This window comes from Klebsiella sp. Q2, from assembly GCF_009900705.1.
In the GTDB taxonomy this organism is placed as follows: domain Bacteria; phylum Pseudomonadota; class Gammaproteobacteria; order Enterobacterales; family Enterobacteriaceae; genus Klebsiella; species Klebsiella quasipneumoniae.
In genome coordinates this window covers 143,209-157,102 of sequence record NZ_JAAABE010000001.1, presented here as the reverse complement: position 1 = coordinate 157,102, position 13,894 = coordinate 143,209, and the positions used below count along the sequence as shown (strand labels likewise).

13 protein-coding genes are annotated in these 13,894 nt (G+C 57.6%); 5 read left to right on the top strand and 8 right to left on the bottom strand.

The features are described from left to right. Positions 1–170: 170 nt before the first annotated feature. A complete protein-coding gene (locus tag GT756_RS00815; RefSeq protein WP_049093717.1) occupies positions 171–920 on the top strand; it encodes a hypothetical protein in 750 nt (249 codons plus the stop codon). A gap of 112 nt (positions 921–1,032) precedes the next feature. Here GT756_RS00815 and GT756_RS00810 read toward each other — a convergent pair whose 3' ends face one another. From GT756_RS00810 to GT756_RS00800, 3 genes are all read right to left on the bottom strand, one after another. Then, the gene (locus GT756_RS00810; protein WP_004203980.1) at positions 1,033–1,227 is read right to left on the bottom strand and encodes a hypothetical protein; all 195 of its coding nucleotides are present in this window, start codon (positions 1,225–1,227) and stop codon (positions 1,033–1,035) included. Between the two features lie 236 nt (positions 1,228–1,463). Beyond that, the gene (locus GT756_RS00805) at positions 1,464–2,582 is read right to left on the bottom strand and encodes an oxidoreductase (protein ID WP_050558923.1); all 1,119 of its coding nucleotides are present in this window, start codon (positions 2,580–2,582) and stop codon (positions 1,464–1,466) included. Beyond that, positions 2,545–3,288 carry a DeoR/GlpR family DNA-binding transcription regulator gene (locus tag GT756_RS00800; RefSeq protein WP_053810500.1) on the bottom strand — a complete coding sequence of 248 codons (744 nt, stop codon included), beginning with the start codon at positions 3,286–3,288 and terminating at the stop codon, positions 2,545–2,547. The genes GT756_RS00805 and GT756_RS00800 overlap by 38 nt, the downstream gene beginning before the upstream one ends. A 278-nt stretch (positions 3,289–3,566) precedes the next feature. Here GT756_RS00800 and zntB point away from each other — a divergent pair, with 278 nt between their 5' ends. The 3 genes from zntB to dbpA all read left to right on the top strand — a co-directional run bounded on the left by zntB (position 3,567) and on the right by dbpA (position 6,450). After that, positions 3,567–4,550 (top strand): zinc transporter ZntB, encoded by a 984-nt coding sequence (gene zntB / locus GT756_RS00795; protein WP_160124508.1) that lies wholly within the window; start codon positions 3,567–3,569, stop codon positions 4,548–4,550. Between the two features lie 317 nt (positions 4,551–4,867). Beyond that, on the top strand, positions 4,868–5,062 hold the full coding sequence (locus tag GT756_RS26300; protein WP_071592553.1) for a hypothetical protein: 195 nt from the start codon (positions 4,868–4,870) through the stop codon (positions 5,060–5,062). A gap of 14 nt (positions 5,063–5,076) precedes the next feature. After that, entirely contained in the window at positions 5,077–6,450 is a 1,374-nt protein-coding gene (gene dbpA / locus GT756_RS00790) for an ATP-dependent RNA helicase DbpA (RefSeq protein WP_004203986.1), read from the top strand. A gap of 45 nt (positions 6,451–6,495) precedes the next feature. Here the strand turns inward: dbpA and ttcA are convergent, their stop codons facing one another. From ttcA to GT756_RS00775, 3 genes are all read right to left on the bottom strand, one after another. Beyond that, the gene (ttcA, locus tag GT756_RS00785; RefSeq protein WP_008805150.1) at positions 6,496–7,431 is read right to left on the bottom strand and encodes a tRNA 2-thiocytidine(32) synthetase TtcA; all 936 of its coding nucleotides are present in this window, start codon (positions 7,429–7,431) and stop codon (positions 6,496–6,498) included. 233 nt (positions 7,432–7,664) lie between these two features. Continuing rightward, positions 7,665–8,099: a universal stress protein UspF gene (gene uspF / locus GT756_RS00780; RefSeq protein ID WP_017898748.1), complete on the bottom strand. Its 435-nt coding sequence runs from the start codon at positions 8,097–8,099 to the stop codon at positions 7,665–7,667. Between the two features lie 81 nt (positions 8,100–8,180). Continuing rightward, positions 8,181–8,393 carry a KTSC domain-containing protein gene (locus GT756_RS00775; protein ID WP_004203998.1) on the bottom strand — a complete coding sequence of 71 codons (213 nt, stop codon included), beginning with the start codon at positions 8,391–8,393 and terminating at the stop codon, positions 8,181–8,183. Between GT756_RS00775 and GT756_RS00770 the strand changes: the two genes are divergently transcribed. Continuing rightward, on the top strand, positions 8,392–8,550 hold the full coding sequence (locus GT756_RS00770; protein ID WP_160124507.1) for a hypothetical protein: 159 nt from the start codon (positions 8,392–8,394) through the stop codon (positions 8,548–8,550). The two genes, GT756_RS00775 and GT756_RS00770, sit on opposite strands and share 2 nt — an antisense overlap. On the opposite strand, the gene ompK37 is transcribed toward GT756_RS00770, so the two are convergent. Next, positions 8,538–9,662: a porin OmpK37 gene (gene ompK37, locus GT756_RS00765; protein WP_023318087.1), complete on the bottom strand. Its 1,125-nt coding sequence runs from the start codon at positions 9,660–9,662 to the stop codon at positions 8,538–8,540. The genes GT756_RS00770 and ompK37 overlap by 13 nt on opposite strands. A 357-nt stretch (positions 9,663–10,019) precedes the next feature. Further along, on the bottom strand, positions 10,020–13,547 hold the full coding sequence (nifJ, locus tag GT756_RS00760) for a pyruvate:ferredoxin (flavodoxin) oxidoreductase (protein ID WP_160124506.1): 3,528 nt from the start codon (positions 13,545–13,547) through the stop codon (positions 10,020–10,022). Between the last annotated feature and the right edge of the window lie 347 nt (positions 13,548–13,894).

Sequence of the window (13,894 nt, the reverse complement as noted above, 5' to 3'; positions counted from 1 at the left end):
ATTACGATAAATGATAACTAACAATATCACGCTGAATATAAATGAGAATGTGAGGTGACCGCGCGCTTTTTATTGATCTTGTGTACCGCTTTGCTACTATCCAGCCGGCATTAAGTCTTTATTTTATAATGCCTGGAAATGGAATGGTAAAATACATAATGGAGTAGGGTATGAAGCATGTGCACAAGCTGGCCTGGATTGGCCTGTTCGTCAATATTATTATCTGTTTTGTCGCGCGTAATTTATTACTCGATGAAGGACAACTGAATTTCCATAGTCGGGTGGACAGCATGTGGTCCTGGCTGGTTCTTGCCCTGTTTATCGCCGTGGTGGTTCAGGCGCTCAGCATTATGCTGTCTGGCCGCTATCCTTATCTGGCAATTGTGCTGGCCTTTATTGGCGGTATCGTGATGATACCCATCAGCATGATCTTTCTGGTCGGCAGCCTGTTCAGCTTTCAAACGCGGATTAACGCCGGTTTTACCCCGTGGCGGTCAACAACCGGGGCGATGAGCCGCGACGATAATCACCAGCTATTAACCTTTAATGCATCCGCTTTTTATCCGCAGGGAGCGCTGGCGCTCATCGCCGGGATAATTATCTTAATGATTGGCATGGGTATTGGCGGCGTATTTATTGCCGCCGGTATTCTGGCGTTGTGCAACGGCTATCGTCTGCAGAATCGGGTGGTGATTGGCGTCAGCGGCGAGTCGATGATATTTACGCCGGGTCTCTATGCCGACACCTACATTATTCCTTTGCGCGATGTAGTTCTCGCTGAGCGCGGCAGTCATGATGCGAAAGTCCGGCTGCTCATCCCGTCGACAGGCAGAAGTATCACCTTGCGCAAAAAAATGCTCGCCGGCGATAACGTCAGCGACACCTTCGCTGCGATCCTTGCAAAACTGACCACCGTTTAGCGCCGGCAGGAAGAAAAGCCGCCAGCGACAACGAGGGCCGTGGCGGCGGAAGGGGGGAGATCAATGGCAGGCGCGTCGGCCTGGCCTTCGGTATACCGCAACAGGCTGCCTGTTAATCCACGTTAGTAAAATAATCGCGCGCGGCGGTCTCGACGCGCTTCGCGTCCAGCCCGGTCTTCTCAGTGATCTGCTCGATAAACGGTTTAAATTTTTCGTCCATCACGTTCCCTCCTTCCCAGTGGGCGACGTAAAATTTGCACTGATAGCGATAAAAATGGAGAGTGGTATCTCCTAACGTGTAGTACATGAGCTTCTCCTGTCCGGTATTGCGGTCACCGCGTCCACAGCGTCAGCAACCTTTTTCTCATCACGATCGATCTGTTCTCTATCCTCCTCCCAATTGGCTGAAATTTCCAGCGGTGCTTTACGCAAAAAGGCAGGATAAAGAAAGGATAATCTGCTGACAGGCAGTGATTATTTCTGGAGTCAGGGCGGTGACCCGGTTACCTGCGGGCCGCGCAGATAACCGGAGTAGCGACAGGCTTAGCGCAGCGCGTTGCGCTCGTCGGCGGTCAGGTCGAGGGTCTGCGCCACGCCGCTTTCCGCGGAACGCACCGCCGCTTCCAGAACGGCCATTACCGCCAGCGCTTCAACCGGCGGCACCGGATTGGCGATCTGGCCCTTCAGCGCGTCGCGGATCTGCATATAGTATTGGCGCTGATCGCCCGACGGGGTAGGCTGAGTTTGGGTCTGCAGCGAGGCGTCATAGATCACCAGCTTGTCATCATCCTGACCCCAGCCGGCGCTCCCTGGTACCACACCCGCCAGCAGCTGGCTCTCCTGCTGGTCGGCCCGCGCTTTGACAACGCTGCCTTTATCGCCATGCACCGTGAAGCGCGAGGAGCCCCCCGCGACCAGCATGCTGCAGTGGAGGATCGCTTTATGCGCCGGGTAGTTTAACACCACGTGCGCCCAGTCGTTGATCTCTGCGCCGTCGCGCAGGGTGGCAATGTTGCCCTGTACCGACTGCGGCAGACCAAACAGCTGCAGCGCCTGATCGATCAGGTGCGGGCCCAGATCGAACCATAAGCCGCTGCCGGGAACGTTCTGCTCGCGCCAGCGGACGCGGACTTCCGGGCGGAAACGGTCGAAATGGGACTCAAAATGTTTCACCGTGCCGATGGCGCCCTGCTCAATAACCTGACGGATCCCGAGATAGTCGCTGTCCCAGCGGCGGTTATGGAAGACGGAGAGCAGGCGCTGTTTCTCCTGCGCCAGGGCGATCAGCTCCCGGGCCTCCTGCATATCAAGGGTAAAGGGTTTGTCCACCACCACATGCTTGCCGGCGTTCAGCGCCAGGCGGGCCAGCGGCGCGTGCGTGGCGTTGGGGGAGGCGATGACCACCAGATCGACATCCGGATGCTGGACCGCCGCTTCCGGGGAGGCGATCACCGTGACGTCCGGCAGGTCGCGTTTGACTTTTTCTTCATCACGCGAGGCGACGAAGGCCAGGTTCAGGCCCGGCACCGAACGGATAAGCGGCGCGTGGAAGGTCTTACCGACGAAGCCATAGCCAATCAGGGCGATATTTATCGTGTTGTTACTCATCAGGTTCTCCGCGTTGTTAAGCGTCAGCAATATGTACAGAGAGGGCAGGGTCATCCCCCAGCTCAGGCCAGGGACGATCGAGGAAAAGATGGTGTATGTCGCTGAGACCGGCCACCAGCCAGGGTTCGCAATGGTTGACTTTGGTATGGTCCGCCACCAGCCAGTGTTCCGCGCTGGCGGCGAGCATGGCGCGTTTTACGTCGGCATCGGCCTCCTGGCTGGCGCTCAGTCCAAGCTCGGCATGCAACGCGCAGGCGCCGAGAATCGCGATATCGGCGCGGTAGCGCGCCACCAGCGACAGCGTGGCGCTGCCGGCGAACAGCCGCTGCTCACTGTCCCACTGGCCGCCAAGCAGAATGAGCTGGATATCGGCGCGGTCGCTAAACAGCTGGGCGATATCCAGCGAAGCGGTGATCACGGTCATGGGGCCTTTCAGCTGGCTAGCGACGGCCAGCAGTGTGCTGCCGGCGTCGAGAAACAGCGTCGAGCCGGAGGGGATGCGCGCGGCGACCTGCTGGCCGAGACGCTGCTTGGTTCCGGGGAGCAGGGCGTTTCTTCCCTGGCGCGTCATCGCCGGGACGTTAAGCGCGATGGCGCCGCCGTGGCTTTTCTGCAGTACGCCCTGGTTTTCCAGCTCGCTGAGATCCCGGCGTATGGTATCGGCCGACACCTGCAGCGCATCAACCAGTTCGCTGATGCTCAGCTGACCGGTTTCACTCAGCCGGTCGAGGATGTGTTTTTGTCGGGCGAGCTTATGCATGACGAGAGACTCCGCAAGTTGACGCAATAAGCGGCATAATACAGCATAAAGTCGCAAAATAAACCGCAAAAAGTCGCACTGAGGCGCGCAAAACCTGAAGAACTTGATTTCACTACACTTTAACGTTAAATGAGGAAGGTGGGCGCGGCCCGGGGGAAAGCGCTTTTTAATGAAGCGATTAGCCCCTTTCACCGGGCAATAAACAGCGAAAAAGCGCGCTTTCGCGTACCTTATACAGAGTGCGTGAAATGTGACAGGCATGGATTAACGGAGGTTGAGTGGACGCGATTAAAGGCTCGGAGTTGCAGATACCGGACGCGATCTTCGCGTGGGTGCTCGACGGGCAGGGGGGCGTGAAGCCGCTCGCCGATAACGATATTATCGACAAAGAGAAGCTCTGCTGGCTGCATCTCAACTATACCCATAGCGACAGCGCCGACTGGCTGGCGGCCACCCCGCTACTGCCCAATAACGTGCGCGATGCCCTGGCGGGCGAGAGCACCCGACCGCGGGTAACGCGGATCGGCGACGGGGCGCTGATCACCCTGCGCTGCATCAACGGCAGCACCGATGAACGCCCAGACCAGCTGGTGGCGATGCGTCTCTATATGGATGAGCGGCTCATCGTCTCCACTCGTCAGCGCAAAGTGCTGGCGCTTGACGATGTGCTGGGCGACCTGAAGGAGGGCAATGGGCCGACGGACTGCGGCAGCTGGCTGGTGGAAGTCTGCGACGCGCTGACCGATCATGCCAGTGAGTTTATTGAACAACTGCACGACCGAATAATCGACCTCGAAGACGACCTGCTCGATCAGCAGGTGCCGCCGCGCGGTTTCCTTGCCCTGCTGCGTAAACAGCTGATCGTGATGCGCCGGTATATGGCGCCGCAGCGCGATGTTTACGCCCGGCTGGCCAGCGAGCGCCTGCCGTGGATGAGCGACGATCAGCGGCGGCGGATGCAGGATATCGCCGAGCGGCTGGGGCGCGGGCTGGATGAGATCGACAGCTGCATCGCCCGCACGGCGATCATGAGCGATGAGATCGCCCAGATTATGCAGGAGTCGCTGGCGCGGCGGACCTATACGATGTCCTTGATGGCGATGGTGTTTCTGCCCAGCACCTTTTTAACTGGCCTGTTCGGCGTCAACCTCGGCGGGATCCCTGGCAACAGCTGGCATCTGGGGTTTAGCCTCTTCTGCCTGATGTTAGTCGTTGTCATCGGTGGTGTTGCATGGTGGTTACATCGCAGTAAATGGTTGTAAAGAATCGCCTTTTAGCAGCGACGATGCCGGGAAAACCCGGCAATGTTTGAGCGAAATCAATAAACCCTCTACCCATTCAGGGCAATATCTCTCTCGCAGGTGAATGCAACGTCAAGCGATGGGCGTTGCGCTCCATATTGTCTTACTTCCTTTTTTGAATTACTGCATAGCACAATTGATTCGTACGACGCCGACTTTGTTGAGTCGGCTTTTTTTTTGCGCTCTCCTGACCAGCTTCTACGCTTACTAAGACACCCGACGGTCTTCAGGCCGTTTACGCCTGCGGGTACGCCCGTATCACTTTCCGGGAGGCCACTATGCATTACGCTTCAGGGCTGACAGCCCAGTCTATCCCCATCTCGCCCGAGCCGAACGATCCGGTTCCTTTACCCGATCCACGACCGCGTCCGCAGCCGCAGCCCGATCCGCCGCCTGATGAAGAGCCGATTAAATTGTCGCATCAGGCGCGGAGATCTGCGAGGATACGCGCCTGCAGATCGTCTGTCCTTTAATACGAGAATACATTGTGACCGCTTTTTCTACCCTGACTGTTTTACCTGCCGCCCAATTAGCCAACCTTAACGAGCTGGGTTATCTGTCGATGACGCCGGTTCAGGCCGCCGCCCTGCCGGCGATCCTCGCGGGGAAAGATGTGCGCGTGCAGGCAAAAACCGGCAGCGGAAAAACGGCCGCCTTCGGGCTGGGTCTGCTGCAGCATATCGATCCGTCGCGCTTTGAGACCCAGTCGCTGGTGCTGTGTCCGACCCGCGAACTGGCCGATCAGGTTGCCGGCGAGCTGCGCCGTCTGGCGCGCTGCCTGCCGAACATCAAGATTTTGATGCTCTGCGGCGGGCAGCCGTTTGGCGCCCAGCGCGATTCACTGCAACACGCCCCGCATATTATCGTCGCCACTCCGGGCCGTCTGCTCGATCATCTGCAGAAGGGGACGGTCTCTCTCGACGCGCTGCAGACCCTGGTGATGGATGAAGCGGACCGCATGCTCGATATGGGCTTCAGCGACGCCATCGACGAGGTGATCCGCTTCGCGCCGGCTGACCGGCAGACGCTGCTGTTTTCCGCCACCTGGCCTGCGGCAATCGCGGCGATCAGCGGCCGGGTGCAGCGTCATCCGGAAACGATTGAGATTGACAGCGTCGATGCGTTACCGGCTATCGAACAGCAGTTCTTTGAAGTTTCCCGCCACGGTAAGATTGCGCTGCTCCAGCGTCTGCTCAGCCAGCATCAGCCGGCGTCCTGCGTGGTGTTCTGCAATACCAAGCGCGATTGCCAGGCGGTCTGCGATGCGCTCAACGCCGCCGGGCAGAGCGCATTATCGCTGCACGGTGACCTCGAGCAGCGCGACCGCGATCAAACGCTGGTGCGCTTCGCGAACGGCAGCGTCCGGGTTCTGGTGGCGACCGATGTCGCTGCCCGCGGCCTGGACATCAAATCTCTCGCGCTGGTGGTGAACTTCGAGCTGGCCTGGGATCCGGAAGTGCATGTGCACCGCATCGGCCGTACCGCCCGCGCCGGCGAACAAGGTCTGGCTATCAGCTTCTGCGCGCCGGAAGAGGCGCAGCGCGCCACCATTCTGGCCGACATGCTGCAGTTATCCCTCAACTGGCTGCCGGCGCCGGCGGGCAACGCTATCACGCCGCTGACGGCGGAGATGGCGACGCTGTGCATCGACGGCGGAAAAAAGGCGAAAATGCGCCCGGGGGATGTGCTGGGGGCGTTGACCGGTGATATGGGATTTGATGGCGCCGATATCGGCAAAATTAACGTCCACCCGGCCCACGTCTATGTGGCGATCCGCCAGAATATGGCGCAGAAGGCGTATAAGCAGTTACAAAACGGCAAGATCAAAGGCAAAGCCTGCCGCGTACGACTGCTGAAGTAAGGGCAGAATAGCGCGTCTCAGGCGGCGGCCTGAGACGCTTGCGGGTTACTTCACTTCCACTACGTTCAGACGCAGCTCATCCAACCGGGCGTCCTCTTCCTCCGGCTGCCAGCCGGCAGGCTGCAGGGGAATCTCTTCCCTGTCAAACGCTAAATCGCCGCCGTCCACCACCTCGGAGCCGTGGGTGATGCCTTTAAAATCAAACAGATTAACGTCGCTCAAGTGCGAAGGCACCACGTTCTGCATTGCGCTAAACATGGTTTCAATGCGTCCCGGATAACGCTTATCCCAGTCGCGAAGCATATCGGCGATCACCTGGCGCTGCAGGTTAGGCTGCGAACCGCACAGGTTGCAAGGAATGATCGGGAAGCCCTTGGCCTGGGAGAAGCGCTCGATGTCCTTTTCGCGGCAGTAGGCCAGCGGGCGGATGACGATGTGTTTGCCGTCGTCGCTCATCAGCTTCGGCGGCATTCCTTTCATTTTGCCGCCGTAGAACATATTCAGGAACAGCGTCTGCAGGATGTCGTCTCGATGATGGCCGAGGGCAATCTTGGTGGCGCCAAGTTCGGTGGCGGTACGGTAGAGAATGCCGCGACGCAGGCGAGAGCACAGCGAGCAGGTGGTTTTCCCTTCCGGGATCTTCTCTTTGACGATGCCGTAGGTGTTCTCTTCAACAATCTTATATTCAACGCCCAGCTGCTCAAGATACGCCGGCAGAATATGCTCCGGGAACCCGGGCTGTTTCTGGTCGAGATTCACCGCCACCAGCGAGAAGGAGATGGGCGCGCTTTTCTGCAGGTTACGCAGGATCTCCAGCATGGTATAGCTGTCCTTGCCGCCTGACAGACAAACCATAATGCGGTCGCCCTCTTCAATCATATTGAAGTCGGCGATCGCCTCACCGACGTTGCGGCGCAGACGTTTCTGCAGCTTATCGATGTTGTATTTTTCTTTTTTACTAATTTCTTGATTTTGCAGCATGTAATAGTGGCTCAATTCATAGTGTGGCATCAGAAGAGCACGCGTTGTGCCAGCCGCTGGACAACGTGGCGCTGGCGCGTAGCAATTAATGAGGTCTGACAGACAACCGTGGCGTGTATGGTACGGATTCAGGGGCGGAATGTCAGCATCTTTCCGGCACTTTCCGCTGTGGGCAGGCAAGCTGATGGAGCAGAAGTAAAAATAAACAGCCCGCCGGGCGGCGGGCTATGGCGCTAGCGGACGACCAGCACCGAGCACTCGGCGTGGCGGACCACCGCGGCGGCGTTGGAGCCCAGCAGATAGGTGGTGATATCCGGCCGGTGCGAAGCAATGATCACCAGGTCGGCGGGTAGCGACTTGGCGAGGGCCAGGATCTTATCTTTTGGCGATCCTTCGGCAACGTGAAAATGTTTCCGATCTTCCGGGATAGAGAACTGTTTCGCGAGTTCTTTAAGCTGCGTTTCCGTTCCTTCACGCAGCTCATCCATACCAGGCAGTTCGGCGGTATAGGCCATTCCCAGTGAGGCATAATAAGGCAGGGAAGGGATAACGGAGAGGAAATGGACCTCAGCGTCGTCAATCCGCGCTTCCGATTCAACGTGACTGATAATGCGTTCAGTAAATTCTTTATCAGAGATATCGATGGGGACAAGAATCATTCTGCTCATAAAACCTCCTGTTTAAGTATCCCCTCATATTGTACGGCATTATGGCACGTTTTGTATCATGACCGCAGTCACACTTTGACATTAACGTGACTTGTGTTCGGGAAATTTTCCCTTTATCACGCCGTCATAAAAGCGACCTTTTGACACCACCTGTAAAAAGTCACGAAAAATACGCGGTGGAACGCCGGTATATTGCAACGGCGGCTGGTGATAAAAACAAATTTCCAGCGTGGCGGAAGCGTCATCATAGGCGACAGAGATAATTCGGGAAGATTTTACCGGGTGATGATGCATGATGGACGTCCTCGGGCAGGCACTGACTGAGCACGACTATATCACTAAATGGACGGCTATTTTAAGCGGTGGGATATATTGTTTTGTTTTAGCTGATGCGATGCAAAGAGAGAGAAAGCCCGCCGGAACCGGCGGGCTGGCGCATCAGAACTGGTAAACCAGGCCCAACGCGACGATGTTGTCGGTAGAGATACCGTTGTCTTTGTAGAAGCTGTCGTTGTCATCCAGCAGATTGATTTTGTAATCAACGTAGGTTGACATATTACGGTTGAAGTAATAGGTGGCGCCGACGTCCATATATTTGACCAGATCTTTATCGGCGTAGCTGCCGGTATTATAGAGATCTTTGCCTTTGGACTGCAGATAGGAGATAGCCGGACGCAGACCAAAGTCGAACTGATACTGAGCGGTGACTTCGAAGTTTTGCGTTTTGTTGGCCACGCCGTCGTTGCCGTAAGGGGTCATGTTGCGGGTTTCAGAGTACATGGTCGCCAGGTAGATATTGTTGGCGTCGTACTTCAGGCCAGCGGTCCAGGCTTCAGCTTTATCGCCACGGGCGTTGGTCTGGGTCATCTGGTCGTTGGTACGGTCAGATGAGGTGTAGGCCGCTGCCGCGCTGATGCCCATGCCGAAGTTATAGGAGGTGGAAAGACCGAAACCGTCGCCGTTGTCAAAGCGAACATCGCTGTCGCTGCTGCGGTTGTTGGTGCCGACGTTGATGTCCTGGGCGTTCTGGCCTTCGTTTTTACCCTGATACTGCAGGGCGAAGTTCAGACCGTCTACCAGACCGAAGAAGTCGCTGTTACGGTAGGTCGCGACGCCGTTGGCGCGGCCTGCCATAAAGTTATCCGCATAGGTGTAAGAGTCGCCGCCGAACTCCGGCAGCATATCGGTCCAGCCTTCGACGTCGTACAGCACGCCGTAGTTACGACCGTAGTCGAAGGAACCGTAATCGCCCACTTTGATACCGGCGAAGGCCAGACGGGTCCACGCCTGATCGCCGGCGCTTTCGGTATTGTTGGCCTGAACGTTGTATTCCCACTGGCCGTAACCGGTGAGCATATCGTTGATCTGGGTTTCGCCTTTAAAGCCAAAGCGAACGTAAGTTTGGTCGCCGTCTTTTTTCGAGTCGCTGGAGAAATAGTGCAGACCGTCTACCTTGCCATAGACATCTAATTTATTTCCGTCTTTATTATAAATTTCCGCCGCATGCGCGGCGCCAGCGGCTAATAAAGCCGGAATAACGAGGGCCAGTACTTTTCTTTTCATGAAGAAATTCCTTTAACTGTTTTTATGTTTTAGCTTCCGGGAAGGAAGTGAACTCATGCTAAAGGAGCGGTCTGAGATATGGTAAGACTCAATTGTTACGATATAAGTAAAATCTAAATAAAATAATACTGAAGTAATGGTGATAATTATGATGAATACATCTTCAACTAATATACAAAATAAAAATTATACATATTCAGTTTGATCACGTATTATTCGAGCGTTATATGCCTTTATTGTCATGCCAAGCATTTTTATTTGCCGTCGCATTCTGCGGAATGATTTTGTTATCGGTAAAACGACAAGCCCGAACTTCATGTTCGGGCTTTTTTTATGGCTGCGGGATGGAAAATAACCTTAGCTCTCGCTCGGTGATTTCTCCGCTTTGCCAGCCAGCTGGGCGAGGAAGTCGTAGCGCTTCTGCAGGTCGGCGGCAGCATCTTTCCACAGCTGCTCCGCCACTTCCGGCTGCTGGGCGTTCAGGCGACGGAAGCGTTGCTCATTGAGCAGCGTCTCAGCCAGGGCGTCTGACGGTGGGCGAGAGTCGAGCGCCAGCGGGATCTTGCCTTCTTCCGCCCGACGTGGGTCGAAGCGGTAGAGCGGCCAGAAGCCGGTGGCGGTCAGCTGACGCATTTGATCGTGGCTGAGCGCCAGATCGTAGCCATGCTCTTCGCAAGGACTGTAGGCGATGATCAGCGACGGCCCCGGATAGGCTTCCGCTTCCTGAATCGCTTTCACCGTCTGGTTCAGCTGCGCGCCCAGCGAAATCTGCGCCACATAGACATGACCGTACATCATCATGCTGACGCCAAGATCTTTGCGCGCCTTGCGTTTACCGTGCTCGCCAAACTTAGTGACCGCCCCCAGCGGGGTGGCTTTTGACGCCTGGCCGCCGGTGTTGGAGTAACACTGGGTATCCAGCACCAGAATGTTGACGTTTTCCGTCAGGCTCAGCACATGATCCAGGCCGCCGAAGCCGATATCGTAGGCCCAGCCGTCGCCGCCGATCAGCCAGACGGATTTCTCCACCAGCGCGTCGGCATCGGTCAGCAGCTCTTCAGCGCCTTGCACCCCGGTCAGCGCCTGGCGCAGGGCCGCCACCTGTTCACGGCGCGCTTCCGGCGTCGCCTCGGCATGCAGCGCCGCGTTCAGCTCTGCCGGCAGCTGATCGGCGAATTCGCTCAGCAGGCGCATCACGCGCTGGCGATGTTGATCGACGGTTAAGCGGAAGCCGAGCCCGAATTCAGCGTTATCCTCAAACAGCGAGTTGGCCCACGCCGGGCCGCGGCCGTTGGCGTCGGTCGTGTACGGGGTCGAGGGCAGGTTGCCGCCGTAAATGGATGAGCAGCCGGTGGCATTGGCAATCAGCATCCGGTCGCCATACAGCTGGGTCAGCAGTTTGATATACGGCGTTTCGCCACAGCCGGAGCAGGCGCCGGAGTATTCAAACAGCGGGCTGATCAGCTGCGAAGTGCGGATATCAATACGCTCCAGTTTGCTGCGGTCGATTTCCGGCAGGTTGAGGAAGTAATCGTAATTCACTTTCTCCTCTTCCACATGCTCCAGGCGCGACATCATATTGATGGCCTTGATCTCCAGATTCTGGCGATCTTTTGCCGGGCACACTTCCACGCACAGGTTGCAGCCGGTGCAGTCTTCCGGGGCGACCTGCAGTACGTATTTCTGCCCGCGCATATCGCGGGACTTGACGTCCAGCGAGTGCAGACTGGCAGGGGCGTTCTCCATCTCTTCCGGCGCGACCACTTTGGCGCGGATCGCCGAGTGCGGGCAGGCGGCGACGCAGTGGTTGCACTGGGTACATAGCGCTTCCTTCCAGATGGGGATCTCTTCGGCGATGTTGCGTTTCTCCCAGCGCGTGGTGCCCATGGGCCAGGTGCCGTCCGGCGGCAGGGCGGAGACCGGCAGCGCATCGCCGAGACCGGCCAGCATCGCGGCGGTGACCGTTTTGACGAAATCCGGCGCGGCGTCGGAGACCACCGGCGGGCGGTTCGGACTGTTGGCATTCACCGGCTGCAGCGGCACTTCCGCCAGCGATTCGCGGGCCAGGGCCAGCGCCTGCCAGTTGCGTTCCACCAGCTCCTGGCCTTTGCTGCTGTAGCTTTTGGCGATGGCCGCCTGCAGTTCCGCCAGCGCGCTGTCGCCAGGCAGGATGTGAGTCAGATGGAAGAACGCCATCTGCATCACGGTATTAATGCGCGCCCCGAGGCTACATTCGCGGGCGATCTTCGCCGCGTTGACCACGTAAAAACGCGCTTTTTTCTGATTCAGGGTGGCCTGCACTTCCTGCGGCAGGCGGGACCAGACTTCATCGGCGCTGTACGGCGTGTTGAGCAGGAAAATGCCGCCGGGCTTCAGCCGCTCGGCCATCTGGTATTTATCGATAAACTGCAGCTGGTGGCAGCCAACGAAATCGGCCTGCGAAATCAGATACGAAGAACGAATCGGCTTTTCGCTGACCCGCAGATGGGAGACGGTCAGGCCGCCGGCCTTCTTCGAGTCATAGACAAAGTACCCCTGGGAGAACCACGGGGTGGAATTGCCGATGATTTTGATATTATTTTTGGTGGCCGACACGCTGCCGTCGCTACCGAGGCCGTAGAACAGCGCTTCGAGCTTGGCCTCTGATGGCAGAGTATTTTCGCCCAGCGGCAGCGACAGGTTGGTCACGTCGTCATAGATGCCGACGGTAAAGCGCGGCTTCGGCTGGGCGGCCTGCAGCTCATGGAATATCGCCAGCACGCATTCCGGACCGAACTCCTTGGAAGAGAGACCGTAGCGGCCGCCGATGGTCCGCGGCAGCGTCTCGCGCTCGCCGCGGTTAAAGGCTTCCGCCAGGGCGGTCATCACGTCGAGATACAGTGGCTCCGCGTGCGCGCCAGGTTCTTTGGTGCGATCCAGCACCGCCACCGCCCGGGCGCTTTCCGGCAGCGCTGCCAGCAGGTGGGCGGCGGAGAATGGGCGATAGAGGCGCACTTTCAGGACGCCGACTTTCTCGCCGCGGCTCAGCAGTTCATCGACCACCTCTTCGCAGGTGCCGATGGCCGAGCCCATAATGACGATCACGCGTTCCGCCTGCGGATGGCCGTAAAACTCAAACGGTTTGTACTGGCGGCCGGTGGCGGCGGCGAAGTCATCCATCGCTTTCTCGACATGATCATAAACCGCGTCGTACCACGGGTTGGTGGCCTCCCGCGACTGGAAGTAGGTGTCAGGGTTAGCGGAGGTCCCGCGGATCACCGGGTGTTCCGGATTGAGCGCGCGCTGGCGATGCTCAGCGATTTTCTCCTGCGGCAGCAGGGCGCGAATCGTGTCATCCGCCAGCGGGGCGATTTTGTTGATTTCGTGCGAAGTGCGGAAACCATCAAAGAAATGAATAAACGGCACCCGGCTTTGCAGCGTGGCGATATGCGAGATCAGCGCGAAATCCTGCGCTTCCTGAACGCTGCTGGCGCACAGCATGGCGCACCCGGTCTGACGGACCGCCATCACATCGGAATGGTCGCCGAAGATCGACAGCGCGTGGGTGGCGACAGTGCGGGCGGCGACGTGCAGGACAAACGGCATCAGCTGGCCGGCCAGTTTGTACAGCGTGGGGATCATCAGCAGCAGGCCCTGCGATGAGGTAAAGGACGTGGAGAGGGCGCCAGTCTGCAGCGCGCCATGTACGGCGCCAATGGCGCCTGCCTCCGACTGCATTTCGACCACGCGTGGCACATCGCCCCAGACGTTTTTCAGCCCATTGCCGGCCCAGGCGTCAGCCTGTTCCGCCATCGTTGAACTGGGCGTGATCGGGTAGATGGCGATAACTTCACTGGTGCGAAACGCGACGGAAGCGACCGCGCCATTACCATCAATCGTAATCATATGAAGACACCCTTACATTGCGCAAAAGAATGGACGCGTGAAACCGCGACGCGCCCTGTAATTATATAAGAGGTAGTTTAGCAAACCGTTGGCGCCGCCATTTTTGCATTTGTGTCCTCAATACGACGGCTACCCGTGACCAGATCAATATTTTGCGCGGTTCGCGGAGAAAGTAGCTTTTCTGGACGTGAAGGCGAGCCATCGCCCGGTGACTATCCCGGTGCAGATCAACCTTTACGCAGAAATTTGCTAGAAAATGTTAATGAGACGCATAAATACGTACTTCCCCTCTCGACGCCGCGCACCACGCTGCCTATTATTCTTGGGTTTGCTATTTAAGACGTTTC

What these genes read in the sequence shown, in the direction of transcription:
- uspF (WP_017898748.1), bottom strand. Translation starts at nt 8,099, where the DNA reads ATGAGCAGAATGATTCTTGTCCCCATCGATATCTCTGATAAAGAATTT.
- ompK37 (WP_023318087.1), bottom strand. Translation starts at nt 9,662, where the DNA reads ATGAAAAGAAAAGTACTGGCCCTCGTTATTCCGGCTTTATTAGCCGCT.
- GT756_RS00770 (WP_160124507.1), top strand. Translation starts at nt 8,392, where the DNA reads ATGATGGACGTCCTCGGGCAGGCACTGACTGAGCACGACTATATCACT.
- GT756_RS00775 (WP_004203998.1), bottom strand. Translation starts at nt 8,393, where the DNA reads ATGCATCATCACCCGGTAAAATCTTCCCGAATTATCTCTGTCGCCTAT.
- GT756_RS00805 (WP_050558923.1), bottom strand. Translation starts at nt 2,582, where the DNA reads ATGACCCTGCCCTCTCTGTACATATTGCTGACGCTTAACAACGCGGAG.
- GT756_RS00815 (WP_049093717.1), top strand. Translation starts at nt 171, where the DNA reads ATGAAGCATGTGCACAAGCTGGCCTGGATTGGCCTGTTCGTCAATATT.
- ttcA (WP_008805150.1), bottom strand. Translation starts at nt 7,431, where the DNA reads ATGCTGCAAAATCAAGAAATTAGTAAAAAAGAAAAATACAACATCGAT.
- GT756_RS00810 (WP_004203980.1), bottom strand. Translation starts at nt 1,227, where the DNA reads ATGTACTACACGTTAGGAGATACCACTCTCCATTTTTATCGCTATCAG.
- nifJ (WP_160124506.1), bottom strand. Translation starts at nt 13,547, where the DNA reads ATGATTACGATTGATGGTAATGGCGCGGTCGCTTCCGTCGCGTTTCGC.
- GT756_RS00800 (WP_053810500.1), bottom strand. Translation starts at nt 3,288, where the DNA reads ATGCATAAGCTCGCCCGACAAAAACACATCCTCGACCGGCTGAGTGAA.
- GT756_RS26300 (WP_071592553.1), top strand. Translation starts at nt 4,868, where the DNA reads ATGCATTACGCTTCAGGGCTGACAGCCCAGTCTATCCCCATCTCGCCC.